Origin of the sequence: Streptomyces sp. NBC_00988 (assembly GCF_045162645.1) — a bacterium.
Classification (GTDB): Bacteria; Actinomycetota; Actinomycetes; order Streptomycetales; family Streptomycetaceae; genus Streptomyces.
The window spans coordinates 5,386,178-5,409,276 of the sequence record NZ_CP108730.1 but is presented as its reverse complement, the minus strand read 5'-3'; the positions used below and the strand labels follow the sequence as shown (position 1 = coordinate 5,409,276).

The 23,099-nt window shown below is 71.7% G+C and carries 24 protein-coding genes; 9 read left to right on the top strand and 15 right to left on the bottom strand.

Features of this window, described 5'->3' with window-relative positions; all coding sequences use genetic code 11:
- Positions 1-13: 13 nt before the first annotated feature.
- Entirely contained in the window at positions 14-1,036 is a 1,023-nt protein-coding gene (locus OG496_RS24605; protein ID WP_405972415.1) for an Lrp/AsnC family transcriptional regulator, read from the bottom strand.
- A 258-nt stretch (positions 1,037-1,294) separates the two neighbouring features.
- On the opposite strand from OG496_RS24605, the gene OG496_RS24600 reads away from it, so the two are divergent.
- Positions 1,295-2,056, top strand: coding sequence for an SDR family oxidoreductase (locus OG496_RS24600; protein WP_405972414.1), 762 nt, complete (start codon positions 1,295-1,297; stop codon positions 2,054-2,056).
- Positions 2,057-2,065: 9 nt separating this feature from the next.
- On the opposite strand, the gene OG496_RS24595 is transcribed toward OG496_RS24600, so the two are convergent.
- The 7 genes from OG496_RS24595 to OG496_RS24565 all read right to left on the bottom strand — a co-directional run bounded on the left by OG496_RS24595 (position 2,066) and on the right by OG496_RS24565 (position 8,284).
- A complete protein-coding gene (locus OG496_RS24595; protein ID WP_399395841.1) occupies positions 2,066-2,494 on the bottom strand; it encodes a hypothetical protein in 429 nt (142 codons plus the stop codon).
- A gap of 19 nt (positions 2,495-2,513) precedes the next feature.
- The gene (locus OG496_RS24590; RefSeq protein ID WP_405972413.1) at positions 2,514-4,112 is read right to left on the bottom strand and encodes a SulP family inorganic anion transporter; all 1,599 of its coding nucleotides are present in this window, start codon (positions 4,110-4,112) and stop codon (positions 2,514-2,516) included.
- A gap of 70 nt (positions 4,113-4,182) precedes the next feature.
- A complete protein-coding gene (locus OG496_RS24585) occupies positions 4,183-4,851 on the bottom strand; it encodes a carbonic anhydrase (RefSeq protein WP_405972412.1) in 669 nt (222 codons plus the stop codon).
- A 134-nt stretch (positions 4,852-4,985) separates the two neighbouring features.
- Positions 4,986-5,921, bottom strand: coding sequence for an ABC transporter substrate-binding protein (locus OG496_RS24580; RefSeq protein WP_405972411.1), 936 nt, complete (start codon positions 5,919-5,921; stop codon positions 4,986-4,988).
- 19 nt (positions 5,922-5,940) lie between these two features.
- The gene (locus tag OG496_RS24575; RefSeq protein WP_366497084.1) at positions 5,941-6,603 is read right to left on the bottom strand and encodes an ABC transporter permease; all 663 of its coding nucleotides are present in this window, start codon (positions 6,601-6,603) and stop codon (positions 5,941-5,943) included.
- Entirely contained in the window at positions 6,603-7,244 is a 642-nt protein-coding gene (locus OG496_RS24570; protein WP_366497038.1) for an ABC transporter permease, read from the bottom strand. Before OG496_RS24570 ends, OG496_RS24575 begins: the two co-directional genes overlap by 1 nt.
- Positions 7,241-8,284, bottom strand: a complete 1,044-nt coding sequence (locus tag OG496_RS24565) for an ATP-binding cassette domain-containing protein (RefSeq protein WP_366497039.1) — start codon at positions 8,282-8,284, stop codon at positions 7,241-7,243. The genes OG496_RS24570 and OG496_RS24565 overlap by 4 nt, the downstream gene beginning before the upstream one ends.
- A 142-nt stretch (positions 8,285-8,426) precedes the next feature.
- On the opposite strand from OG496_RS24565, the gene OG496_RS24560 reads away from it, so the two are divergent.
- Both OG496_RS24560 and OG496_RS24555 read left to right on the top strand, forming a co-directional pair.
- Positions 8,427-9,965, top strand: a complete 1,539-nt coding sequence (locus OG496_RS24560; protein WP_366497040.1) for an aromatic amino acid ammonia-lyase — start codon at positions 8,427-8,429, stop codon at positions 9,963-9,965.
- Complete coding sequence (locus OG496_RS24555; protein WP_366497041.1) at positions 9,962-10,882, top strand: MurR/RpiR family transcriptional regulator; 921 nt, start codon at positions 9,962-9,964, stop codon at positions 10,880-10,882. Before OG496_RS24560 ends, OG496_RS24555 begins: the two co-directional genes overlap by 4 nt.
- Positions 10,883-10,965: 83 nt before the next feature.
- Here OG496_RS24555 and OG496_RS24550 read toward each other — a convergent pair whose 3' ends face one another.
- Positions 10,966-11,625, bottom strand: coding sequence for a TMEM175 family protein (locus tag OG496_RS24550; protein ID WP_405972410.1), 660 nt, complete (start codon positions 11,623-11,625; stop codon positions 10,966-10,968).
- On the bottom strand, positions 11,622-12,173 hold the full coding sequence (locus OG496_RS24545; protein ID WP_405972409.1) for a hypothetical protein: 552 nt from the start codon (positions 12,171-12,173) through the stop codon (positions 11,622-11,624). The genes OG496_RS24550 and OG496_RS24545 overlap by 4 nt, the downstream gene beginning before the upstream one ends.
- A gap of 126 nt (positions 12,174-12,299) precedes the next feature.
- Here OG496_RS24545 and OG496_RS24540 point away from each other — a divergent pair, with 126 nt between their 5' ends.
- Both OG496_RS24540 and OG496_RS24535 read left to right on the top strand, forming a co-directional pair.
- Entirely contained in the window at positions 12,300-12,833 is a 534-nt protein-coding gene (locus OG496_RS24540; RefSeq protein WP_405972408.1) for a PadR family transcriptional regulator, read from the top strand.
- A 144-nt stretch (positions 12,834-12,977) separates the two neighbouring features.
- On the top strand, positions 12,978-13,571 hold the full coding sequence (locus OG496_RS24535; protein WP_366497045.1) for a hypothetical protein: 594 nt from the start codon (positions 12,978-12,980) through the stop codon (positions 13,569-13,571).
- A gap of 8 nt (positions 13,572-13,579) precedes the next feature.
- Here OG496_RS24535 and OG496_RS24530 read toward each other — a convergent pair whose 3' ends face one another.
- The 5 genes from OG496_RS24530 to OG496_RS24510 all read right to left on the bottom strand — a co-directional run bounded on the left by OG496_RS24530 (position 13,580) and on the right by OG496_RS24510 (position 17,318).
- Positions 13,580-13,954 carry a hypothetical protein gene (locus OG496_RS24530; protein WP_366497046.1) on the bottom strand — a complete coding sequence of 125 codons (375 nt, stop codon included), beginning with the start codon at positions 13,952-13,954 and terminating at the stop codon, positions 13,580-13,582.
- Positions 13,955-13,976: 22 nt separating this feature from the next.
- Entirely contained in the window at positions 13,977-14,516 is a 540-nt protein-coding gene (locus OG496_RS24525) for a roadblock/LC7 domain-containing protein (protein WP_405972407.1), read from the bottom strand.
- 34 nt (positions 14,517-14,550) lie between these two features.
- Positions 14,551-15,369: a transcriptional regulator gene (locus tag OG496_RS24520; protein ID WP_366497048.1), complete on the bottom strand. Its 819-nt coding sequence runs from the start codon at positions 15,367-15,369 to the stop codon at positions 14,551-14,553.
- A complete protein-coding gene (locus OG496_RS24515; protein ID WP_366497049.1) occupies positions 15,366-15,764 on the bottom strand; it encodes a hypothetical protein in 399 nt (132 codons plus the stop codon). The genes OG496_RS24520 and OG496_RS24515 overlap by 4 nt, the downstream gene beginning before the upstream one ends.
- A 183-nt stretch (positions 15,765-15,947) precedes the next feature.
- Complete coding sequence (locus OG496_RS24510; RefSeq protein WP_405976700.1) at positions 15,948-17,318, bottom strand: diaminopimelate decarboxylase; 1,371 nt, start codon at positions 17,316-17,318, stop codon at positions 15,948-15,950.
- 209 nt (positions 17,319-17,527) lie between these two features.
- Between OG496_RS24510 and hutU the strand changes: the two genes are divergently transcribed.
- From hutU to hutI, 4 genes are read left to right on the top strand one after another with little or no spacing between them, the layout of a single operon-like run.
- Entirely contained in the window at positions 17,528-19,192 is a 1,665-nt protein-coding gene (hutU, locus tag OG496_RS24505) for a urocanate hydratase (protein ID WP_405972406.1), read from the top strand.
- Positions 19,189-20,415, top strand: coding sequence for an allantoate amidohydrolase (locus OG496_RS24500; protein ID WP_405972405.1), 1,227 nt, complete (start codon positions 19,189-19,191; stop codon positions 20,413-20,415). The genes hutU and OG496_RS24500 overlap by 4 nt, the downstream gene beginning before the upstream one ends.
- Entirely contained in the window at positions 20,412-21,758 is a 1,347-nt protein-coding gene (locus OG496_RS24495) for a formimidoylglutamate deiminase (RefSeq protein ID WP_405972404.1), read from the top strand. The genes OG496_RS24500 and OG496_RS24495 overlap by 4 nt, the downstream gene beginning before the upstream one ends.
- Positions 21,759-21,817: 59 nt before the next feature.
- Positions 21,818-23,014 (top strand): imidazolonepropionase, encoded by a 1,197-nt coding sequence (hutI, locus tag OG496_RS24490; RefSeq protein WP_366497086.1) that lies wholly within the window; start codon positions 21,818-21,820, stop codon positions 23,012-23,014.
- The last annotated feature ends 85 nt before the right edge of the window (positions 23,015-23,099 follow it).

The following is a 23,099-nucleotide window of genomic DNA, read 5'->3' as shown; positions in this document are numbered from 1 at the left end:
CATCAGGTCGGGATCAGGTCGGGATCAGGCGGCCGTCGTGGAGTCGGGTGCCTGCCTGTTTGAGGCGGTGCAGGACCGGGACGACGTCGACCTGGTGGACCGCTTCTAGGGCGCCGACCTTGGTGGTGACGTAGGAGTAGAGGTCGTCCATGGTGCGGCAGGTGACCGTCACCAGGAGGTTCGCGGACCCGGTGACGGCCGCGGCGAAGGTGGTCTCGGGGTGGGCGGAGAGGGCCTCGCCGGTGGCGTTCAGCCGGCCGGGGGCGACGGTGAGCCACAGGTAGGCGGGGGCGTGGAAGCCGAAGCGCGGGTAGGCCAGGTCCACGGCGACGCGCAAGGCGCCCGCGGCGAGCAGTTCCTCCAACCGTGCGGAGACCCGGGACTTCGACCAGCCGCAGGCGCGGGCGAGTTCGACGACTCCGGCGCGTCCGTCGCGGGCGAGTTCGGCCAGCAGCGGACCGTCCTGCTCGCGCGGTGCTCCCGCGTTCCGGACGTCCTGGACCCCTCCGCCTTCGTCTCCGTTTCCGCCGGTGGTGGCGTGCTGCTGCGGGTCGGAGGCGTGGAGCAGAGCCGCCTGGTCGTCGGTGAGAGGGTCGTCGAAAGCTAGCCATTTGGCACCGCTGCCCAGGTACATGTGCATGACCGCACACGCGTCGAAGCCCAGGACCCGGGCGGTGCGCGGCAGGCGTTGCAGCACCGATCCGCCCTGGTCGCGGAGGCCGGTGTGGGTCTGGCACACGATCTCGGAGCCGCCGGAGGTGACGCTGACGTAGGCGGTGTCCTCGCGGGCGGCCAGCGCGTCCGCCAGGGCGTCGGTGGCGTCGGGGCGGCACCGGACCCGGACGAACCAGGTCCGGTCGCCGAGCAGCGCGTGGCGGGGCAGGGCGCGCACGCGGACGGCACCGTCGGCGACCAGGGCGCGGTAGCGGCGGGCCACGGTCTGCTCGGAGACCTCGGCCACCTCGGCGATACGCCGGAAGGACGCCCGCCCGTCGCGCAGCAGGCATTGAACGATCCGCCGGTCTGTCCGATCCATGGCGGAAGTGTAGGGACTGTTCATCGGCCGCCCTGGAGCTTTGGTCGCCGTATGGCGGTCTGGCTGGGGGCAGCGGGGGTACGGAGGGACAGCGGTGGTGAACCAGGAGCGGTCACCCCACCACACCCTCGCCCGCTTCCCAACCTGGTACTGCCAGACCCAGGAAAAACGCATCCCTGGGTAGCCCCGACGCACTGGACCAGTGTGGTGGTTGCCGCCGGGGAACCGCCCCGGTGGCACCCACCACAGGAGCACCTCATGTCGTACGAGAATCTGGCCGGACGTACCGCCGTCGTCACCGGGGCCGCCAGCGGGATCGGGCAGGCCGTCGCCGTTCAACTCGCCGCGCACGGGGCGCGGGTGGCGCTGCTGGCCCGGCGCGGGGAGCGGCTGGAGGCGGTCGCCGGGAAGATCCGGGCCGACGGGGGACAGGCCCTCGCCGTCGTCGCCGATGTCACCGACGACGCGTCCGTGGAGGCGGCCGCCGCGCGCGTCCACGAGACGTTCGGAAGCGTCGACCTGGTCGTCAACGCCGCCGGTGTCATGTTGCCGCACCCCGTCGACGACGGGCGGATCGACGAGTGGCGGCGGATGCTCGACACCAACGTCACCGGCGTCCTGCGCGTCATCCGCGCCTTCACCGGGGACCTGGTGGCCGCGGCCGGGGAGGGCCGTACCGCGGACCTGGTGAACATCTCGTCCATCGGCGCGCACGTCACGTTCCCCGGCTACGCCGTCTACGGCGCCACCAAGGCCGCCGTCACCTACGTCTCCCAGTCGCTGCGCTCCGAGTTCGGGCCGCGTGACGTGCGGGTCACCAACATCGAGCCGGGGCTGACGGACACCGAGCTGGGGACGCACGTCGACAGCGCTGAGATGACCGCCCAACTGGACCAGCTGTTCGGGGCGTTGGGCGGACTGGCCCCCGAGGAGGTCGCCGATGTCGTGGCCTACGCGGCGAGCCGCGCCCGGCACGTCAACCTGCGGCAGATCGTGGTGCTGCCGACCCGTCAGGCGTGACCGGGACGGTCAGTCCTCCCACTCGCTGTCCTGGGAGGACTTCGCGCGTCGGCCGCCGAAGAGTCCCGGGTTGGTGCGGGCGGCCTGGACGGCGTTGACGCCGACGATGCCGGCCCAGGCCACCAGCAGGCCGGGGAGGTGGGCGATGCCGCCGCCGATCGCGGACAGCGGGATCGCCAGGACCATCGAGACGATGCCGAAGCCGAAGCGTTCGCCCCAGGAGTCGGTGGGCTTCGGTCCGCGTGAGCCGCGGGCGACCACCATCTGCTGCTCGGCCATCTGCCGGCGCACCCGGCGCTCCACCGCGCCGTCGATCCGCTGGTCGACCTTCTCCAGGAACGAGTCGACCAGCGCCGACTCGTACTCGTCGCCGAGTTCCCTGCGCGCCTGCAGGGTGGCGTTGAGTTCCTTCTTGAGTTCGACGTCGTTCGCATCCATTCCCGTCATGCGACTCAGATTAGGGAGCCGCCGCGCCCGCCGCACTGGGGATAGCCCCCCTGTTGGAAGTCGGGTTCACCGGGAGCACCCCGAGCGACTCCAGCACCCGGCGATGACCGTGCTCGACGCCCGTGATGCTGACCTCGATACCCCGGTCCCGCAGCTCGCCCACCGCGTCCTTCAGCGCGAGCGCACCCGTCGCGTCGACCGCCGTCAGCCCCGACAGCCGCAGGTCCACGGCCGTCACGTCCTGGACGTCGGCGAGGCTGCGGCGGAAGCGGTGGGCGGCGGCGAAGAGGAGCGGGCCGTCGAAGCGGTAGGTCACCGTGCCTGCTGCGCCCGGGAGTTCGTCGGTCGTGGCGGGGGTGAGGCGGGTGCCGCGCATCGCCGCGCGCAGGGCGAGCAGGACCGAGACGCCGAGGCCGATGAGGACCGCGCGCACCAGGTCGAGGGCGAGGGTGCCGGCCGCCGTGAGGACCAGGACGAGGGCGTCGCCGTGCGTCGAGCGGGCCATCGCGCGGACCGCGTCCGTCTCCACCATGCGGATCGCCGTCGCCAGCAGCACTCCGGCCAGCGCGGCCAGCGGGATACGGCCCACCAGCGGCGCCGCGACCGCGACGATCCCGGCGAGGATCACGGCGTGCGCGAGGGCGGCCAGGCGGGAGGTGGCGCCGGTGCGGACGTTGACCGCGGTGCGGGCGATGGCGCCGGTCGCCGGGACGCCGCCGAAGAGGGGGGCCGCGAGGTTGGCGATGCCCTGGCCGAAGAGCTCCTTGCCGGGGTCGTGGCGCTCGCCGGGGCGCATGGCGTCCGCGACGGAGGCCGACAGGAGGGATTCCAGGGCGGCCAACGCCGCTACCGCCGCCGCGGGGAGGAGGAGGGACGGGACCCGGGAGACGTCCAGGAAGGCGAGGGACGGGGCCGGGATCGAGGCCGGGAGTGTGCCGAGGCGGGTGACGTGCAGGTGCAGTGCCTCCGAGACGATCGTCGCCACGGCAACTGCCGCCAGGGAGAAGGGAACTGTGGGCTTCCAGCGTGCCCCGGCCAGCATCAGCGCCGCCGAGCCCAGGGCCAGCAGCAGCGCGGCCCAGTGCGGGGTCGCGTCGAACTCCTCCGCCGCCCGGGCCGCGACCACCGCGACCTGGTCACCGCTCGGGGTGGGCACGCCCAGCGCCGACGGCACCTGCTGGAGCCCGATCACACACGCGATACCGATGGTGAAACCGGCGATCACGGGTGCGGGGACGTACGCCATCGCCGCCCCCGCGCGGGCGAAGGCGAGCACGAGGAGCATGAAGCCGGAGATCAGACCGACTGTCAGGACGCCGTTCGCGCCGTACTCGTGGACGATCGGGACGAGGACCACGGTCATCGCGCCGGTCGGCCCGCTGACCTGGCGCGCGGAGCCGCCGAACAGCGCGGCGAGCGAGCCCGCGACGATCGCGGTGATCAGGCCGGAGGCGGCGCCGAGACCGGACGTGACCCCGAAACCGAGGGCCAGGGGGAGGGCGACCACGGCGACCGTGAGGCCGCACAGGAGGTCGCGGCGCGGGGCGCGGGTCATGGTGCGGAAGTCGGCGGGGGAGGGCAGGACGGAGAGCACGCCGTTCATGTTCATGAGCTTCTTCGCGTCAGGAGCGTGGGGGAGTGAGGGTGCTTAACAGGCTTATTGGCGTGGGGAGTCGGGGCTACGGCAGCAGCGACACGAGCCCCGTGTCGAGGTCGAAGCGGGCCGCGACGACGTGCGCGGAGGTGAAGGCGGGGTCGGCGCGGATCGCGTCCCTGACCCAGGCCGTGTGGGCCCTCATCGTGTGCTCGGCCCAGTCGCCGGGCAGGGCGCGGGTGCGGCGCGCGGCCGGGCTGATCTCGTCGACCAGGAGGGCGAGATGGCCGGGGACGGGGGCGCCGGTCTCCAGATGCGCGAGGGTCGCCGCCACCGCGCCGCAGCGCTCGTGGCCGAGCACCAGCACCAGGGGGATGCGCAGTTCCTCCACCCCGTACTGGATGGACGCGAGCACCGCCTCGTCCAGGACCTCGCCGGCCGTCCTTATGCACAACAGGTCGCCGAGGCCCTGGTCGAAGACCAGCTCCGGCGGGACCCGGGAGTCGATGCAGCCGACGATCACCGCGAACGGGTGCTGTGCGGTGGCCAGTTGGTGACGGAGTCGGCGGCTCTCGTCCGGGTGGCGGGAGTGGTCGGTGGCGTAGCGGCGGTTGCCGTCCAGGAGTTCGGCGAGCGCGGCGGGGGCGGTGGTCGGGTGGGGCGGTGGGCCGGCGGCGGCGGTGGCGGTCGTAGGGGCGGCGGCCAGCGCGCCGACGGCGGTGGCCGTCAGAAAGGCCCTGCGGTTCGAGGCCATGCGTTTCCTCAGGTGGTGTGCTTGTCCAGCACGTGGTGCTTGTAGCGCTCAATCACCCTACGCATGCGATCAGTCACCCTAAGTGTCCGTTTAGTGACACTTGGCTGATTCCTCGTCAGATCATCGACACGTCATTACTTCGTGATGCCGTGCTGTTTGGCATACGTGTTCGCCACGTCCTCCGGGTCCTTCTTGTCCTTGTCCACCTGGCGGTTCAGCTCGGTGAGCTGGGCCGTGGTGAGGAGGTTGCCGAGGCGCGCGAGGGCCTTGCGGACCGTGGGGTCGGCCACGCGGTCGGCGATCAGCGGGACGATGTGCTGGCTGGGGATCAGGGTCTTGGGGTCGGTCAGGACGACCCAGCCGTTGGCCTTGATGTCGGTGTCGGTGGTGAACAGGTTCGCCACGTCCACATCGCCCTTCTTCAGCGCGCCCTTCACCAACGGCCCGTCGGAATCAAGGGACTTGAACTCCTTGAACTCCACGCCGTACACGTCCTTCAGTCCTACGACGCCCACCTGACGGGTCTTCACCTCGGCGGAGGCGCCGAGGGTCAGCTTGCCGTTGTGCTTCGCCAGGTCGGCCAGCGTGGTCAGGCCGTACTTCTTGGCGGTCGCCCGCGTGACGACGAAGCAGTCCGCGTCCTCGGCGATGCCGTAGGGCAGGACCTGGAGGCCGGAGGGGAGGGCGAGGGTGAGGGCGTTCTGCATCTCGCCCGCCTCCGCGACCTTGGGCTTGGGCTGGAGGTAGGTGAGCAGGGAGCCCTGGTACTCGGGGAGGAGGTCGATGTCGCCGCTCTTGAGGGCGGGGAAGACGATCTCGCGGGTGCCGAGGTTGGGGCGGACCTTGACCTTCACTCCGGCCGCTTCGAGGGCGGCGGCGTAGAGGTAGCCGAGGACCTGGTTCTCGGTGAAGTTGGCGGTGCCGATGGTGACGCCGTTCTTGCTGGAGGCGCTGCCGCCGCCGCTTGAGCCCCCGCCGTCGAGCGAGGTGACGCCGCTCGCGCAGGAGGACAGGACGGGGACGGCGACGGCCGTTCCGGCGAGGGCGCCGAGGAGGGTGCGACGGTTCATTTCGGAGTTCCCGGTTTCCCTAGGCGGTGCGGTGGCGGAAGAGGAAGCGCTGGAGGGCGGACAGACCCAGGTCCAGGACGATGGCTACGACGGCGACGAGCACCGCCCCGCCGAGCACCTGCACGAGGTCGCGCTGGGCGAGTCCGTCGAAGACGAAGCGGCCCAGGCCGCCGAAGGAGACGTACGCGGCGACGGTGGCCGTGGAGACCACCTGGATGAGGGCGAGCCGCAGGCCGGTCATGATCAGGGGGAGCGCGAGGGGCAACTCGACCTGGAACAGCACCTGGTGGCCGCGCATGCCCTGCCCGCGCGCCGCGTCCTTCACGTCCGGATCCACGGCCGTCATGCCGGCGTAGGTGTTCGTCACGATCGACGGGACCGCGAGGGCGACCAGCGCGATGTACACCGGCCACATCGACAGGCCGCTGGCCAGGAAGACGAGGACGACCAGGCCGACGGTCGGCAGCGCGCGGCCGAAGGAGGCGAGGTTGATCGCGAGGAACGCGCCCTTGCCGGTGTGGCCGATCAGCAGGCCGAGCGGGAGGCCGATCACGGCCGCGATGAGGGTCGCCAGCAGGGAGTACTGGAGGTGCTCGGCGAGGCGGTGCGCGATGCCGTCCGTACCGGCCCACTGGGAGCCGCTGGTCAGCCACTTGCCGAGGTTCTTGAAGAGTTCGAACATCAGGCTCGCCGCCTCGTCCACGGGGTGAGTACGTACTGGAGGGCGACCAGGGCCGCGTCCGCGACCACGGCCAGCAGCAGGGTCAGGACCACGCCCACGATCACCGGCGTGGGGAAGTCGCGCTGGAAGCCGTCGGTGAAGAGCTGGCCGAGGCCGCCGTCGCCGATGTAGGTCGCGACCGAGACGAGCGAGATCGACATGACCGTGGCGATGCGGACACCGGCCATGATCACCGGGAGCGCGAGGGGGAGTTCGACGGTGAGGAGCGTGCGCAGGGGGCGCGTGCCCATCGCCTTCGCGGCCTCCTTCGTCTTCGCGGGGACGGAGTCCAGACCCTCGACCGTGTTCCGCAGCAGCACGACCAGCGTGTAGACCGTCAGACCGATCACGGTCGTGGTGCGGGTCAGGCCGCTGATCGGGAGCAGGAGCACGAAGATCGCGATCGACGGGATCGTGAAGAGGACGTTCGACAGGCCGAGCAGGAAGCCTCGGAGCGGGCGGATCCGGTGGGCCACGACCGCCAGCGGGAGCGAGATCAGCAGGCCGAAGAAGACGGCGCTCATCGCGGCCTGGAGGTGCGAGAGCGTGAGGCTGGTGAGGTCGTCGGTGTGGTCGCCTATCCACGACCAGTCGATGGTCACGCCGCTACCCGCGCTTCCGCGTGGGCCTGGCCCGCGTGGGTGTGGATGTCGTCGCGGGAGGAGACGCCGGTGAGGACGCCGTTAGCGTCGACGCGGGCGATCAGGCCGTTCGGGGAGGCGACGGACTCGTTGAGGGCCGCGAGCAGGGAGTCGCCGTCCTGGAGCGGTCGTACGGGGATCTCGGCGCCGTCCGTGGCTTTGGCCGCCCAGTGGAGGGGCTTGCGGGCCTCGTCCACGACCAGGGTCCAGGTGCCGCCCTCGGGGGCCGGGCCCTGCGGGACCTCGGCGAGGGTCTTCAGGGAGAGCAGCTTGAGGCCGCGCTCGGCGCCGAGGAAGTCGGCGACGAAGTCGTCGGCCGGGCGGGCGAGGAGTTCGGCGGGGGCCGCGCACTGGACGAGGTGACCGCCGGTGCGGAAGATCGCGATGCGGTCGCCGAGCCGTACGGCCTCGTCGATGTCGTGCGTGACGAAGACGATGGTCTTGTTCAACTCCTTCTGCAGGCGCAGCAGTTCGTCCTGGAGCTGGGTGCGGACCACCGGGTCCACGGCGCCGAACGGCTCGTCCATCAGGAGCACCGGCGGGTCGGCGGCGAGCGCGCGGGCCACGCCGACGCGCTGCTGCTGGCCGCCGGAGAGCTGGTGCGGGTAGCGCTTGCCGGCGTCGGCGGCGAGGCCGACGGTCTCCAGCAGCTCGGCCGCGCGGGCCCTGGCCTTCTTCCGGCCGTGGCCCAGCAGCAGCGGCACGGTGGCGATGTTGTCCAGCACCGTGCGGTGCGGGAAGAGGCCCGACTGCTGGATGACGTACCCGATGGAGCGGCGCAGTTCGGCCGCGTCCTGCTGGGTGACGTCCTTGCCGCCGACCTTGATGACGCCCGAGGTCGGGTCGATCATCCGGTTGATCATCCGAAGGGTGGTCGTCTTGCCGCAACCGGAGGACCCGACCAGTACGGTGACCCCGCCTTCCGGCATCTCCAGGGAGAGGTCGTGAACTGCTGTCGTGCCGTTGGGGAAGCGTTTGTGGACCGCGTCGAACTGGATCATGAGTTGTCCCTTGCCCGGCTGTATAACGTCATGCAGAGTTCTCGGTGTCTGAATAGTTTGTCAATGTCTCCGCGTTAATCCGAGGTAACGGATGACCGGCAGGCAAGATCGAGTGTCCTGATTGAGGGGAGTTCGTCGCCTTATGTCGTCTCAGATCGTGGACGCCTCTGATGTGGCGCTGTCCGGAGGCACCGATCTGGTCGTCCTCGACGGGGTCGGCTTCGGGGTCACCGACGTCGTACGCCTCGCCGACGGGGACGCCCGCCCGGTCCCCGGCACCGACGCGATGAAGCGCGCGACCGAGTCCTGGGACGCGGCCCGCCAGATCGCCGCGACGGGCCGCGTCTACGGCCGCTCGACGGGCGTCGGCGCCAACCGGAACGAGGACGTGCCCACGGAGGCGGCCGCCGAGCACGGGCTGAGGTTGTTGCGCAGCCACGCGGGCGCGATCGGCGACGAGCTTCCGGCCCGGGAGGTGCGGGCGATGCTCGCGGTCCGCGCGAACCAGTTGCTGGCGGGGGGTGCGGGGCTACGGCCCACGGTCGTCACGGCGCTGTGCGAGGCGCTGGAGAACGGGGTGTATCCGGTCGTCAACGAGTTCGGGTCGGTGGGGACGGGGGACATCGCGGCGCTGGCTCAGGTGGGGTTGGCGTTGGTGGGGGAGCATCCCTGGCGGAGCGTCTTCGGTGGTCCCGGTCTTGTGGGCGTCCCCGAGCCCCAACCCCTCGACAACAACGACGCGTTGGCGATGATCAGCAGCAACGCGCTCACCCTCGGCCAATCCGCCCTCGCCCTGCACGAGTTGCGGGGGCTGATCGGGGCCACGCAGGTCGTCGGGGCGCTCTCGTTGCTCGCTGTCGACGGGTCGCACGAGCCGTATGCCGCGCCTGTGCATGCCGCTCGGCCGCACCGGGGGTCGACCGAAGTCGCCCGGCGGATGCGGGAGTTGATCGGGGCCGCGGACCGGCCCACTCCTCCGCTCGGGCGGATTCAGGACCCGTACGGGTTCCGGTGTCTGCCGCAGATCCATGGGCCCGCGCACGACGCGGCGGACGCGTTGGAGGCGGTGCTGGCGATCGAGATCAATGCCGCCGCCGAGAACCCCTTCATCTCCGCCGAGGACATGACCGCCTACCACCACGGCGGCTTCTACCAGGCCCAACTCGTCCTCGCCCTGGACCACTTCAGGCTCGCGCTCACCCAGGTCGCCCGGCTGTCGACGTCCCGGCTCTCCTCGCTGAACGAGCCCGCGTTCACCCGCCTCAAGCCGTTCCTCGCCGACAACGAGGCCGCGTCCTCCGGGGTGATGATCCTGGAGTACGCCGCCGCGGCCGCCCTCGGCGACCTGCGCGCGTTCTCGGCTCCCGCCTCGCTCGGGCACGCTGTACTCTCCCGGGGCGTCGAGGAACAGGCCAGCTTCGCCTCGCTCGCCGCACGTCAGACACTGCGCGCCTGCCGCGCGTACCGTCTCGTCGTCGGCTGCGAACTCGTCGCCGCCGTACGGGCGTTGCGCCAGCGCGGTCTGCGGCCCGACCCGGAACTCCCGGTCGGCCGCGCGCTGGAGCTGGCCGAATCGGTGCTCGACGACGAGACGGCGGACCGGCCGCTCACGGACGATGTGACGGCGGCGGCGGGCCTGCTGGACCGGTTCACGGAGATCTGGAGGGGGAGCACGTCATGAGCGTGGACAGGAGTGTGGACGGGATCGTGGAGGGGAGCGCGGATGCGAGCGTGGACTCGGCCGTGGACAGGAGTGTGGGGGTGACCGACAGCCCGGCCGCCCGGCTGCAGGCGCTCTTCGAGGGGCACCGGCTCACGCCGACCCAGCGGCGCATCGCGCACAGCATGGTGCGCCGCGCCGCCGACGTGCCGTTCCTCTCCAGCGTCGAACTCGCCGAACTCGCCGGCGTCAGCCAGCCCTCCGTGACCCGCTTCGCGGTCGCCCTCGGCTTCGACGGCTACCCGGCGCTGCGCAAACACCTCCGCGAGGTCGCGCCCTCGGAGTCGGCCCCGGACACGGCGTCGTACAACGAGTACCAGCAGGCCGTAGAGGCCGAGATCGAGAACCTCAAGCACCTCGCCGAGATACTGGCCGACCCCCGCCCGGTCGCCAAGGCGGGGCGCCTGCTCGCCGCCTCGCGCCCGCTGCCCGTCCTCGGCCTGCGCGCGGCGGCCTCCCAGGCCTACGGCTTCGCGTACTTCGCCGCCAAGGTCCATCCGGACGTACGGCTGCTCAACGAGGGCGGCACGATGATCCACGACCGGATCGACGCGGCCGTCCGGGCCGGCGCCACCACCCTCCTGTGCTTCGCGCTGCCCCGGCACCCGCGCGAGGTCGTGGACACGCTGGCCTACGCGAGGGAGGCGGGCCTGACCGTCGTCACCGTCGCGGACTCGGCGTTCGCGCCCGTCGCCAAGGTGTCCGACCTGCTGATCCCGGCCGCCGTGGGCACCGGGCTCGCCTTCGACACGGCGTGCGCGCCGATGCTGCTCGGGCGGGTGCTGCTGGAGGCGATGTGCGACGACCTGCCGGACGCGCAGGCCAGGCTGGAGCAGTTCGACGCGCGGGCGGCGGCGCGGGGGCTGTTCGTGGAGTGACGGGACGTCCGGTCCGCCGGTTCGCGGGTGGTTCCGTGCAGGGGCCGCCCGGGTTGTGGTGGTTGCCGGGCGGCCCCTTCCCGTCAGGTGACGCGGCGCAGGACCTTCCGGGTCACCTTCTGCGTCAACGGCAGCAGTGCCCAGCACAGGGACGCCCAGTGCGTGACCAGGGCGACGGGGATCGAGACGGCGAAGGTCACGATCGTCGCGTCCAGCCATGCCAGGGTCTCCGTGATCACCCCGCGCGGGGCGTCCGGGCGCAGCATCCCCGACCTGCGCAGGTCGGCGAAGGCCAGCCTGAAGGACAGGCTGGTCAGGGCCTGGCCGGCCGCGTACACGATGAACTGGATCCGGAACGCGTCCGCCTCGCTGGTCAGCAGTTTCGTCGTGAACGGCGTGACGACGATCAGCAGCAGCCAGAGCAGGTTCCAGCGGATGGCTCCGCCGGACAGACCGGTCACGTACCGGAAGAGGCGCTGGTGGAGCATCCACTGCATGGCGATGGCCGCGAAGCTGACGAGGAACGCGAAGTACTCCGTCAGATGCTCGCGCAGGAAGTGCTGCACGCCCGCGTCGCCGTGCGCGTCCGCGCCCGGGACGGGCAGTTCGAGGGCCAGCAGTGTGATGGCGATGGCCACCACCGCGTCCGAGAAGTAGATCAGCCGCTCCGGACTCGCCGGTTCGATCCTCTCGGCCGGCTCGGCCGGCTCGGCCGACTCCGTCGTTCCGTCGTGCGTGCTCATGCCATCGCCTGTCCGGCCGAGGCCTTCGCTCGGGCGGCGTAGCGGCCGGAGAGGGTGAACGGGACGACGAACGCCAGGACTTGGACGGTGACCAGTGGCGCGGTCGCGGAGTCCTCGAAGCGGACTACGAAGGCGCAGGCGAGCGCGCCGAGGGTGAACGCGGCTGCCCATATCGCCGTCAGGACCATGTTGACCCGGATGAACCGGGGTGCGTGCCAGAACTCCGGCGGCACCTCGGCCCGGGCGAAGGCCAGGGTGAAGGGGCGGCGCACGGCGAGGGAGGCGAGGGCCGTGGCCGCCAGGGTGGCGTTCGCCAGCGCGCAGATCCAGTCCCGCAGCCCCGACGTCGGGTCCGCGAGCGCGACGACGGCCATGACCACGAAGAAGGAGCAGGTGGCAGCGCCTAACAGGTCGACGCTGCGGGCGCGGAGCTGTCCGGCGAGCAGCCAGAGCGCGGCCAGTGCGGCGGCGCCTGTGCCCAGTCGCCAGTCGACCGGGCTCAGGGCCGCGTAACACAGCCAGGGTGCGAAACCGCGGACGTAGTTCACCGGTGTTTTCCTCCACGAGTCAAAGAGCCAAACCGGGGAGTCCAATATTGGACGGTCGAATTATGACTGTCTAACTCTCGACCGTCCAACCATGATTAGTGAAAGTCCGGACGGTAGGCTGAGGCCATGAGCCTGCCCCACGCCCTCCTCGGGCTCCTGTCCGAGCAGCCCGCCAGCGGATACGACCTGCTCAAGCGGTTCGACGAGGGGCTGTCGGCGGTGTGGCCCGCCCAGAAGAGCCAGGTCTACAGCGAGCTGGCCAAGCTCGACGAGAACGGTCTGATCGAGATCACCGGCACCGGCGCCCGCCAGCGCCGCGAGTACGGCATCACCGACGCCGGACGCGCCGAACTGCGCCGCTGGCTCACCGAACCCGACCTCGACCTCGCCTTCCGCAGTGCCGCACTGCTCCGCGTCTTCTTCCTGTGGACCCTGAAGCGTGGCGAGGGCGCCGCGTACCTGGAGAAGTTCGCCGACCACAACCACGCGCGGCTCACGGCGATGGAGGCCATCCGCGACAACGCGGAGTGGGTGGGCGACCCCGTCCAGGTCTGCGGCTGGCTCATGCTCGAATACGGCCTGCGAGGTTCCGAAACCGCCGAGCAGTGGGCCCGCTGGGCCGCCGAAGAGCTCACCGAGCGCCTGGACAGCCCTTCCTGACTCGTCCCTCCTGACCCGTCTCTCCTGACCCGTCTCTCCTGAACCGGGGCCAGGGCGGAAAAGCCCGTTCTCAGACTCGTCTCACGTTCGCTCACTAGTCTCCCGGCCGGACAGAACTGTGCCGGCACGACCAGGAGGCGGGACGTGGCACGCGGAGATCGCAGAGTCCAGGGGCTGGCCCGAGTGGCAGTCGTCGTACGGGCCGGAGCCGCCCCGATGTGGTGGTTCGGGGTGCTGGCGGCGGGTGTCGGGGTGTTGCTGCCCGGTATCACCGGGCGCCGGATCGGGGTGATGGCCGGGGCCGCGCTGTTCATCGTCGCGGCGGTCGTGGTGTCGTACGCGCGCCGCAGGCGGTACACCGCGCTGGCCCGCGGTGCCGCCCGGGCCGGGAAGCACGACGTGCTCCAGGACCGCGCGGTGAGCACGCGGAACTGGCGCCGCGCCCACCGCTGGTGGCTCGTCCTCGCCTTCGCGCTCGCGCTGGCCAGTGGGTTCGCCGTGCCCGCGGCGGGCGGGATGCTGCTCGCCGGTGCCGGTACCGGGCTGCGCCTGAAAGCCGCCTGGCTGGGCCGCCGCGAGCGCGCCGACGACGTCCTGCTGTGGATCCGCGTCGACTGGCTGGACAAACGCGACGGCGCCCCCGCCGGCAAGCCGGTCAAGGGCTACCGCTCCACCGGCATCGCCGCGGGCGACGCGACCCCGGGCGGGGCGCGCCGCCGTAGCGACGTCTTCGCCTGAGCCGGGTCCTAGACCTCCAGGTCCGCCTCGATCTTCTTCAGCTGGTGCCGGGCCATCGCCAGGTTGGCGCGGCTGGAGTCCAGGACCAGGTAGAGGAACAGGCCGTTGCCGCCGCGTCCCTTGATCAGGCGGATCAGGTGGTACTGGCTGGACAGGGTGATCAGGATGTCCTCGATCTCGCCCTTCAGGCCGAGGTGTTCCATCGTGCGCAGCTTGGAGCGCACGACGTCGGTGTTCCCGGCGGCGGCGACGCCGAGGTCGAAGGTCTTGCTGCCGCCCATCGTGCCGAGCGCCATTCCGCTGGTGTAGTCGACGAGCGCGACCCCGGTCGCGCCCTCGATGGAGGTCAGCGCCTCTTTGAGGGAGGTTTCGGTGTTGGCCATGACAGTGCTCCTTTGGTTCCGTTCAGCTTTCCGTGGTGGTCCGCGCGTTGGTGCTCGTGGTGGTGCGTGGTGCGCGCGGTGTTCTCGTTCGTGCGGTGGTGGTCTTCGGGGGCGCCTTGGCGGGCGGCGCCGTGTCGGTCCGCTCCTTGGCCACGGCGGCTTCGGCCTCTGCCTTCTCCGCCTCGGCCGCCGCCTCGGCGTCGATCAGCTCGCCGATCCGGGCCCCCGCGCGGCGGCCCTCCAGCAGCAGCCGGCCGACGTGGACGCGGTCCTGGGCGAGCACGGTCAGCACGGCGCCGCGGCCCGCCGCGTAGGTCGCGACATAGCCGTAGACCCCGCGCACGATCAGCTCGCGGAAGTCGCCCTGCCCGGTCGCGTCCGCCATCCGTACGGCCACGCCGAGCGCCGTCACGGTGAGCGCGGCCACCCGTTCCGGCTCGACGCCCGGGGTGTCCTGCGCCAGGACGAGACCGTCGACGCCCGTCGCCAGCGCCCCGGTCAGCTGGGGCACGCGGGCTCTCAACCGGCGCAGCTCGTCGAGGATCTCTGCCTCGGAGGCCATCGGCTCTCTCCTCTCGGCGCGTGCTCGCTGCCACTCAAAGGGCCTCCAGCGCATCTCTGAGCCTCTTCAGCAAGGTGATGTCGGGATCGGTGACGTCGGGCAGGGGAGCGGCGGCGGGCGCGGGCGGCCGGGGCGACACGAGCCCCGCCGACACCAGCCGCCGGACGTCCAGCAGCGTGGGGTACGCCCGCCGCCCCAGCGCCCGCGCGATGTCCGGCGCCGTGCGGACGCCGTCCACCCGTGCCAGTACCGCCGCCTGCCGGGCGGTGACCGGCGGGGGCGCGACGGGGTCGGCCCGCACCAGCGGCGCGCCGTCCGTCGCCGCGTCCGGCCACACGCGGTGCAGCAGATCGCGGCGGCGCAGCGTCTCGCGCTCCAGTGCGGCCACCGGAACTGGCCGCACGGAACCGAGCGGATGCGTGACGCCGTAGCGGAACCGGCCCGGGGTGCTGCTCGGCGCGAGCACGAAGTACGCGGCGTCGTACAGCGCCCCGAGATGGCACAGTTCGAGCGCGCCGGTGCTCAACAGGCCGCCGTCCAGCAGGAGTCGGGTCGTGGCGTGCCGGTCGTCGGCCGCTCCGGCCGCTGCCTCCCAGGCCTCGGTGCGCAGGGTGCCGTGCGCGGTGAGGAGGAGGTCGAGGCCGGGGGCGGACGGGCTCTCGGCGTGCACGACCCGGCCGTCGACGAGGTGCAGGCTGCCGCGCTCGCGGACGAGGACACCGGTGGCCTCCTCGGCGGCGAGCCGCGTCAGCATCGGCGAGACACCGCCCCAACCCCGGTCGCCGGCCGCGGCCTTGGCCCGTACGGGCAGCCGCGGCGGCGGGGTGGTGGGCGTGGCCTTGACCGCGGTCATCCCAGCACCAGCCGTCCGGCCATCTCGCCGAGCCGGATCCGGGCCAGCGCGAGGTTGCCCTCCGCGCGGGCCAGCCACAGGTGCAGGAACACACTGCTGTCGAACGACGTCCGCACGAACCGCAGCACGTGATAGCTGTCCCGGTTGCTGACGATCAGATCCTCCAGCGGAGGATCGTCGGCCGTCTCACCGTCCTCCCCGAGGGACGCGAACGCCCGGTGTTCCGCCGCGAGCCGCGCCAGCTCGGCGGCCTCGGCGGCACTGGCCTCCTGGTCGCCGCCGGGGGACTCCCCCACGACGCCCAGGGCCAGCCCGCTCGTCCAGTCGACCAGCGCGGCGCCCCGGGCACCGGGCAGTCGCATGGCCTCAAGTAAGCACTCGTCGATTCCGGGCACCGTGGCTCCCCTCCCGCCTGCGGTTCGGCTGAGTGACGACGAAGCTACGCACCGTGTGGCCGAGGGGTGAGGGATCTGGCATTTTCCGGTGGAACATGCCCCCGAGTGACTAAGGTGGGTCAACTGACCCCGTTTTCACACGAGTTGCATGGGTCAGTTGAACCCTGCTCGCACGGGCGTGCGTCAACGGCTCCCGGGCGCCCGCAGGGTGGTGAGCGCGGCGGCGTGCGCCCCGCCGGATTCGGCCACGATCTCCGCGACCGTCTGCGGCTTGCGCACCGTCGCGAACGACACGCCCCCGGAACCGTCCCGCACGAAGCCGTAAATCCCCGGCCGGGCAAGGGAGTTGTAGGCGTAGTGCGCCGCGAAGTAGTACGCCCCGGTGTCCAGCGCGGCCGCGTAGTCGCCCTGCTCCAGCAGTGGCAGCGCCTGCCCCTCGGCGAGCAGATCCCCCGCGAAGCACGCGGGCCCGGCGACGTCCTGCACCACGTCCGCCCCCGACTTGGGCCGCCCCTTCCCGTCGTAGGCGGCGATCCGCAGCGGCCACGACTGCGGCGCGTACACCGTCCGCGTCGCCACCTGCACGCCCGCGTGCGTGATCGCGATCGGCCGTCCGCCGGCGCTCTTCGCGTACTCGACCCGGGCCACCACCGTGCCCTGCTTGGCCAGCATCGACCGCCCGAACTCGGTCACCAGCCCGTACCGCCCGTCGAACAGCCCCGGCACCGCCTCCCGCAGCAGCCGCGCGTACTGCGCGTACGTCGGGGTCGTCGCGTCCGAACCGAAGTTCACCCCCAGGCCGCCGCCGATGTCGAGGGTGTCGATCTGCGGCCGCCCGAGCCGCGCGTTGATCTCCTCCGCCAGCTCGTACGTCTCCGCCACGCCCCGCGCCAGCAGCGACAGCGGGATGCCCTGGGACCCGGTGTGCGCGTGCAGCCGGGTCAGCCACGGCCGCTCCGCGAACGCCCGCACCACCCACTCCCGCGCCCCCTCGTCCCGCAGCGCCACCCCGAACTTCGAGGTCGCCGTAGCCGTGGACAGCGCGGCGATCGACCCGCCGCCGATCTGCGGATTGACCCGGATCCCGAGCGGGGAGCGGCTGCTCGCCGACCGCATCAGCGCGTCGATCCGCTCCAGCTCCTGCGGATTGTCGGCGTTCACCGCGATCCCCAGCGCCAGCGCCTCCCGCAACTCCGCCGGCGTCTTCGCGGGCGCGTCCAGCACCGTCCGCTCCGGCCGTACGCCCGCCGCCCGTGCGAGGGCCAGCTCGCCCGGGCTCGCCACCTCCGCGCCGATGCCCTCGTCGTGCAGCAGCCGCAGCACCGGCACGAGCGGACCCGCCTTCACGGCGAACGCGTGCAGCACGGGAGTCCCGGGCGCCGTCACCGCGTCGAACGCGGCCCGCAGCGCCGCCGCGGACTCCCGGATACCGGTGACGTCCAGCAGGGCGGCGATGGGGGCGCCGGGCCCCAGCAGCCCCTGCTCGACGGCGGCCCGGACGGCGTCGTCCCGGCGGGCGGTGCGTTCGGCGCCGGGATCGGTGCCGGGATCCATGCCGGGATCGGTGCCGTCCGTGTGACCCTGGTTTCCGTCGTTCACTGGAGCCCCCGTCATGTCGTCGCCCATGGTCGGTACATCCGGCCAAACACTCAGAGCCTGCCCACAGAGACGCCCTGATGTATTGACTAGTTCTATTCACGAAGCCAGGATGTGAATAGCTGTAGTAGGAAATCCGCTGAGAGCAGTCCGCTAGGAGGCAGACCATGTCAGGACCCCGCCCCGTACGAGCACCCCGCGGTACGGAACTGAGCGCCCTGGGATGGCAGCAGGAAGCCGCTCTGCGGATGCTGCAGAACAACCTGGACCCCGAGGTCGCCGAACACCCCGACAAGCTCGTCGTCTACGGCGGCACCGGCAAGGCCGCCCGCGACTGGCGCTCCTTCGACGCCATGGTCCGCACGCTGCGCACCCTGAAGCAGGACGAGACGATGCTCGTCCAGTCGGGCCGCCCGGTCGGCGTGATGCAGACCCACGAGTGGGCACCGCGCGTCCTCATCGCCAACTCCAACCTCGTCGGCGACTGGGCGAACTGGGAGGAGTTCCGCCGCCTGGAGGCCCTCGGCCTGACCATGTACGGCCAGATGACCGCCGGTTCCTGGATCTACATCGGCACCCAGGGCATCCTCCAGGGCACCTACGAGACCTTCTCCGCCGTCGCCGCGAAGAAGTTCGACGGCACCCTCGCCGGAACCATCACCCTCACCGCCGGCCTCGGCGGCATGGGCGGCGCCCAGCCCCTCGCGGTCACGATGAACGACGGCGTCGCGATCTGTATCGACGTCGACCCGCGCGCCATCGAACGCCGCATCGAGCACCGCTACCTCGACGTCAAGGCCGACAACCTGCGCCATGCGTTGGAGCTCGCCGTCGAGGCCCGCGACGCCCGCCGCCCGCTCTCCATCGGCCTCCTCGGCAACGCCGCCGAACTGTTCCCGCAGATGCTCGCCGAGGGCGCCCCCGTCGACATCGTGACCGACCAGACCTCGGCCCACGACCCGCTGGCCTACCTGCCGATCGGCATCGCCTTCGAGGACATGGCCGACGCCGCCGCCAAGGACCCGGCGGGCTTCACCGCCCGCGCCCGCGAGTCCATGGCCAAGCACGTCGAGGCGATGGTCGGCTTCATGGACGCCGGCGCCGAGGTCTTCGACTACGGCAACTCGATCCGCGGCGAGGCCCAACTCGCCGGGTACGAGCGGGCGTTCGCCTTCCCCGGCTTCGTCCCCGCCTACATCCGCCCCCTGTTCTCCGAGGGCAAGGGCCCCTTCCGCTGGGCCGCCCTGTCCGGCGAGGCCTCCGACATCCACAAGACGGACAAGGCGATCCTCGACCTCTTCCCGGAGAACGAGTCCCTGCACCGCTGGATCAAGATGGCGGGCGAACGCGTCCACTTCCAGGGCCTGCCCGCCCGCATCTGCTGGCTCGGCTACGGCGAGCGCGACAAGGCCGGCGAGCGCTTCAACGACATGGTGGCCTCCGGCGAGCTGGCCGCCCCGCTGGTCATCGGCCGAGACCACCTGGACTCCGGTTCCGTCGCCTCCCCGTACCGCGAGACCGAGGCCATGCTCGACGGCTCCGACGCGATCGCGGACTGGCCACTGCTGAACGCCATGGTGAACGTCGCCTCCGGCGCATCCTGGGTCTCCATCCACCACGGCGGCGGCGTCGGCATGGGCCGCTCCATCCACGCGGGCCAGGTGACGGTCGCCGACGGCACGGCCCTCGCCGGCGAGAAGATCCGCCGCGTCCTCACCAACGACCCCGGCATGGGCGTCATCCGGCACGTGGACGCCGGCTACGACATCGCGGAGCGGGTCGCGGACGAGCGGGGCGTGCGGGTACCGATGCGCGAGGGTGGAGACGCGTGACCTTCCACAGCATGTGGGCGGAGCTGCTGCCGATCGGCCGCAACTCCGCCTCCGGCGGCTACCGCCGCTACGCCTGGACCGGCGCCGACACCGAGTGCCGGGCCTGGTTCGAGGCGCAGGCCAAGTCGCGCGGGCTGGCCTACGAGCTCGACCGCAACGGCAACCAGTGGGCCTGGCTCGGTGACCCCGCCGCCGGGGACGCCGTCGTCACCGGGTCGCATCTCGACTCGGTACCCGATGGCGGGGCCTTCGACGGGCCCCTCGGCGTCGTGTCGTCCTTCGCCGCGCTCGACGAACTGCGGGACAGGGGAGCGGAGTTCACCAGGCCGCTCGCCATCGTGAACTTCGGCGACGAGGAGGGCGCACGCTTCGGGCTCGCCTGTGTCGGCTCACGGCTGACCGCCGGACAGCTCACCGTCGAGCAGGCACACCGGCTGACCGACGGCGACGGGGTCACGCTGCCGCAGGCCATGGCGGCGGCCGGTTACGACGCCGACGCCATCGGCCCCGACCCCGAACGGCTCGCCCGCATCGGCGCCTTCGTGGAACTCCACGTCGAGCAGGGCCGCGCCCTCGACCTCTCCGGCGACCGGGTCGGCATCGCCAGCGCCATCTGGCCGCACGGGCGGTGGCGGTTCGACTTCCGGGGCGAGGCCAACCACGCCGGCACCACCCGCCTGGTGGACCGCCGCGACCCGATGCTGTCGTACGCCGAGACCGTGCTCGCCGCCCGCCGCGAGGCCCAACTCGCGGGCGCGGTGGCCACGTTCGGGAAGATCGCCGTAGAACCGAACGGCGTCAACGCCATCCCCTCCCTGGTACGCGGCTGGCTCGACTCCCGCGCCGCCGACCAGCAGACCCTCGACACCGTGGTCACCGGCGTGGAGAAGGCGGCCCGCGAGTACGCGGAGGCGCACGGCATCGACCTCGACATCGTCCGGGAGTCCTTCACCCCGGTCGTCGAGTTCGACCACGCCCTGCGCGACGAACTCGCCCGGGTCCTGGGGAAGACCGGCGAGGGCACGCACCTGACCGTCCCCGTCCTCGGCACCGGTGCCGGACACGACGCCGGAATCCTCTCCGGGAGCATCCCGACCGCCATGCTGTTCGTGCGCAACCCCACGGGCGTCTCGCACTCCCCGGCCGAGTTCGCGGCCGAGGACGACTGCGTGGCCGGGGTGACCGCACTCGCCGACGTACTGGAAGGGCTGGCCTGCAGGTGACGCACCCCACCACGCGGACGTACTGGCTGGAGCACGCCTGGCTCGACACCAACGTCGAGCCGGGCGTCGCCCTGGAGGTGAGGGACGGCCGGATCGCCGCCGTCCGCACGGGAGTCGACACCCCACCCCCGGGCGCCGAGATCCTCCGAGGCCTCACCCTCCCCGGCCTCGCCAACGCCCACAGCCACGCCTTCCACCGCGCCCTGCGCGGCACCGTCCAGGTGGGCTCGGGCACCTTCTGGACCTGGCGGGAGCTCATGTACTCCTTCGCCGACCAGCTGACCCCGGACACCTACCACGCACTGGCCCGGGCGGTGTACGCCGAGATGGCGCTGGCCGGGATCACGGCGGTCGGCGAGTTCCACTACGTGCACCACGCCCACGGCGGCACCCCGTACGCCGACCCCAACGCCATGGGCGAGGCCCTCATTGCCGCCGCCTCCGAAGCCGGCATCCGCATCACCCTCCTCGACACCGCCTACCTCTCCTCCGGCTTCGGACAGCCCCCCAACCGTCACCAGCTCCGCTTCTCCGACGGAAGCGCGGACGCCTGGGCCGAACGCTGTTCACTTCTCAAGGAACGGGATCACGCGAGGATCGGTGCCGCCATCCACTCCGTACGGGCCGTGCCCGCACGGGAGTTGGCGACGGTGGCCGGCTGGGCCGAGGAGCGCCGGGCCCCGCTCCACGTCCACCTGTCCGAGCAGACGGCGGAGAACGACGCCTGCCGCACGGCCCACGACTGCACCCCGACCCAGCTCCTCGCCGACCACGGGGTGTTGGGCCCGCGCACTACGGGCGTCCACAACACCCACCTCACCGACGAGGACATCGCGCTGCTGGGGCGCTCGGGCACCGGCACCTGCATGTGCCCGACGACGGAACGGGACCTGGCCGACGGCATCGGCCCGGCGGTCGCCCTCCAACGAGCGGGCTCCCCTCTCTCCCTGGGCTCGGACAGTCACGCAGTAATCGACCTCCTCGAAGAGGCCCGCGCGATGGAGCTGAACGAACGCCTGCGCACCCGCACGCGAGGCCACTGGACGGCAGCGGCACTGCTCCGCGCGGCCTCGGCCGACGGCCACGCGGCGCTGGGCTGGGACGAAGCGGGCACCCTCGAACCGGGCGCGCTCGCCGACTTCACGACGATCGCGCTCGACTCGGTCAGAACAGCGGGGCCGGTGCCCAGGCTCGGCGCCGAGACGGCCGTATTCGCGGCGACGGCAGCGGACGTACGGCACACCGTCGTGGGCGGCCGGCACGTCGTACGCGACGGGGCGCACGCGCTCGTACCGGACGTACCGCAGGCGCTCGCCGCAGCTGTCGAAGCCCTGCGCGCGTAGAGCCGATCGCCACCCCACGCACCCACGAGGCCACGACTCCCCGCACCCACGAGGACATGATGAGCAGCACCAGCACCACTGTCATCACCAACATCGCCACGCTGGTCACCAACGACCCCTCCCTCGGTGACGGATCTCCCCTCGGTCTGATCCAGGACGCGGCCGTCGTCATCGACGGCGACCGCATCGCGTGGACCGGTGAATCAAGCAAAGCACCCGCCACTGACAATCGGGTCGACGCCGGTGGGCGGGCGGTCTTGCCCGGCTTCGTGGACTCCCACTCGCACCTCGTCTTCGCGGGTGACCGCACGCAGGAGTTCAACGCCCGCATGTCCGGGCGGGCGTACAGCGCGGGCGGCATCCGTACGACGGTCGCGGCGACGCGCGCGGCGAGCGACGCGGAACTGGAGGCGAACCTCACCCGTTACCTGACCGAGGCCCTCCGCCAGGGCACCACCACCTTCGAGACGAAGTCGGGCTACGGCCTGACGGTCGCCGACGAGTCCCGCGCCCTCCGTATCGCCGCCGCGCACACGGACGAGGTGACGTACCTCGGCGCACACATCGTCTCCCCGGACTACGCCGACGACCCCGCCGCGTACGTGTCCCTGGTCACCGGCGAGATGCTCAACGCCTGTGCCCCGCACGCCCGTTGGATCGACGTGTTCTGCGAGAAGGGTGCGTTCGACGGCGACCAGGCGCGGGCGATCCTGACGGCGGGGCGGGCGAAGGGCCTGCACCCGCGCATCCACGCCAACCAGCTCTCCTACGGCCCGGGCGTCCAACTCGCCGTAGAACTGGACGCGGCGAGCGCCGACCACTGCACGCACCTCACGGACGCGGACGTGGACGCCCTGGCGAGCGGCGCGACGGTCGCTACTCTGCTCCCCGGCGCCGAGTTCTCGACACGCGCGGAATGGCCGGACGCGCGCCGTCTGTTGGACGCGGGCGTCACGGTCGCGTTGTCGACCGACTGCAACCCGGGTTCGTCCTTCACATCCTCCGTCCCCTTCTGCATCGCGCTCGCGGTACGGGACATGGGGATGACGCCGGACGAGGCGGTGTGGGCGGCCACGGCAGGCGGTGCGGCGGCGTTGCGACGGGACGACGTAGGGCGGGTTGCGGTGGGCGCGCGCGCGGACCTGATCCTGCTGGACGCACCCAGCCATGTGCACCTGGCCTATCGGCCGGGAGTGCCGTTGGTGACTGAGGTGTGGCGACGGGGAACACGAGCGGTTGCTGGAAGCCGGGGCTAAATCTAACCACTGCGATGGGCTGTGACTGGTTAGAAAAGGTCCCAGCTTCCGGAGGGTGCGGGTTTACGTCGGCCGGTTCTGAACC

What these genes read in the sequence shown, in the direction of transcription:
- OG496_RS24525 (WP_405972407.1), bottom strand. Translation starts at nt 14,516, where the DNA reads ATGGCCTCCGAGGCAGAGATCCTCGACGAGCTGCGCCGGTTGAGAGCC.
- OG496_RS24565 (WP_366497039.1), bottom strand. Translation starts at nt 8,284, where the DNA reads ATGATCCAGTTCGACGCGGTCCACAAACGCTTCCCCAACGGCACGACA.
- OG496_RS24520 (WP_366497048.1), bottom strand. Translation starts at nt 15,369, where the DNA reads ATGACCGCGGTCAAGGCCACGCCCACCACCCCGCCGCCGCGGCTGCCC.
- OG496_RS24585 (WP_405972412.1), bottom strand. Translation starts at nt 4,851, where the DNA reads ATGGCCTCGAACCGCAGGGCCTTTCTGACGGCCACCGCCGTCGGCGCG.
- OG496_RS24540 (WP_405972408.1), top strand. Translation starts at nt 12,300, where the DNA reads ATGAGCCTGCCCCACGCCCTCCTCGGGCTCCTGTCCGAGCAGCCCGCC.
- OG496_RS24580 (WP_405972411.1), bottom strand. Translation starts at nt 5,921, where the DNA reads ATGAACCGTCGCACCCTCCTCGGCGCCCTCGCCGGAACGGCCGTCGCC.
- hutI (WP_366497086.1), top strand. Translation starts at nt 21,818, where the DNA reads ATGAGCAGCACCAGCACCACTGTCATCACCAACATCGCCACGCTGGTC.
- OG496_RS24605 (WP_405972415.1), bottom strand. Translation starts at nt 1,036, where the DNA reads ATGGATCGGACAGACCGGCGGATCGTTCAATGCCTGCTGCGCGACGGG.
- hutU (WP_405972406.1), top strand. Translation starts at nt 17,528, where the DNA reads ATGTCAGGACCCCGCCCCGTACGAGCACCCCGCGGTACGGAACTGAGC.
- OG496_RS24530 (WP_366497046.1), bottom strand. Translation starts at nt 13,954, where the DNA reads ATGGCCAACACCGAAACCTCCCTCAAAGAGGCGCTGACCTCCATCGAG.
- OG496_RS24575 (WP_366497084.1), bottom strand. Translation starts at nt 6,603, where the DNA reads ATGTTCGAACTCTTCAAGAACCTCGGCAAGTGGCTGACCAGCGGCTCC.
- OG496_RS24550 (WP_405972410.1), bottom strand. Translation starts at nt 11,625, where the DNA reads ATGAGCACGCACGACGGAACGACGGAGTCGGCCGAGCCGGCCGAGCCG.
- OG496_RS24595 (WP_399395841.1), bottom strand. Translation starts at nt 2,494, where the DNA reads ATGGATGCGAACGACGTCGAACTCAAGAAGGAACTCAACGCCACCCTG.
- OG496_RS24510 (WP_405976700.1), bottom strand. Translation starts at nt 17,318, where the DNA reads ATGGATCCCGGCACCGATCCCGGCGCCGAACGCACCGCCCGCCGGGAC.
- OG496_RS24555 (WP_366497041.1), top strand. Translation starts at nt 9,962, where the DNA reads ATGAGCGTGGACAGGAGTGTGGACGGGATCGTGGAGGGGAGCGCGGAT.
- OG496_RS24590 (WP_405972413.1), bottom strand. Translation starts at nt 4,112, where the DNA reads ATGAACATGAACGGCGTGCTCTCCGTCCTGCCCTCCCCCGCCGACTTC.
- OG496_RS24600 (WP_405972414.1), top strand. Translation starts at nt 1,295, where the DNA reads ATGTCGTACGAGAATCTGGCCGGACGTACCGCCGTCGTCACCGGGGCC.
- OG496_RS24560 (WP_366497040.1), top strand. Translation starts at nt 8,427, where the DNA reads ATGTCGTCTCAGATCGTGGACGCCTCTGATGTGGCGCTGTCCGGAGGC.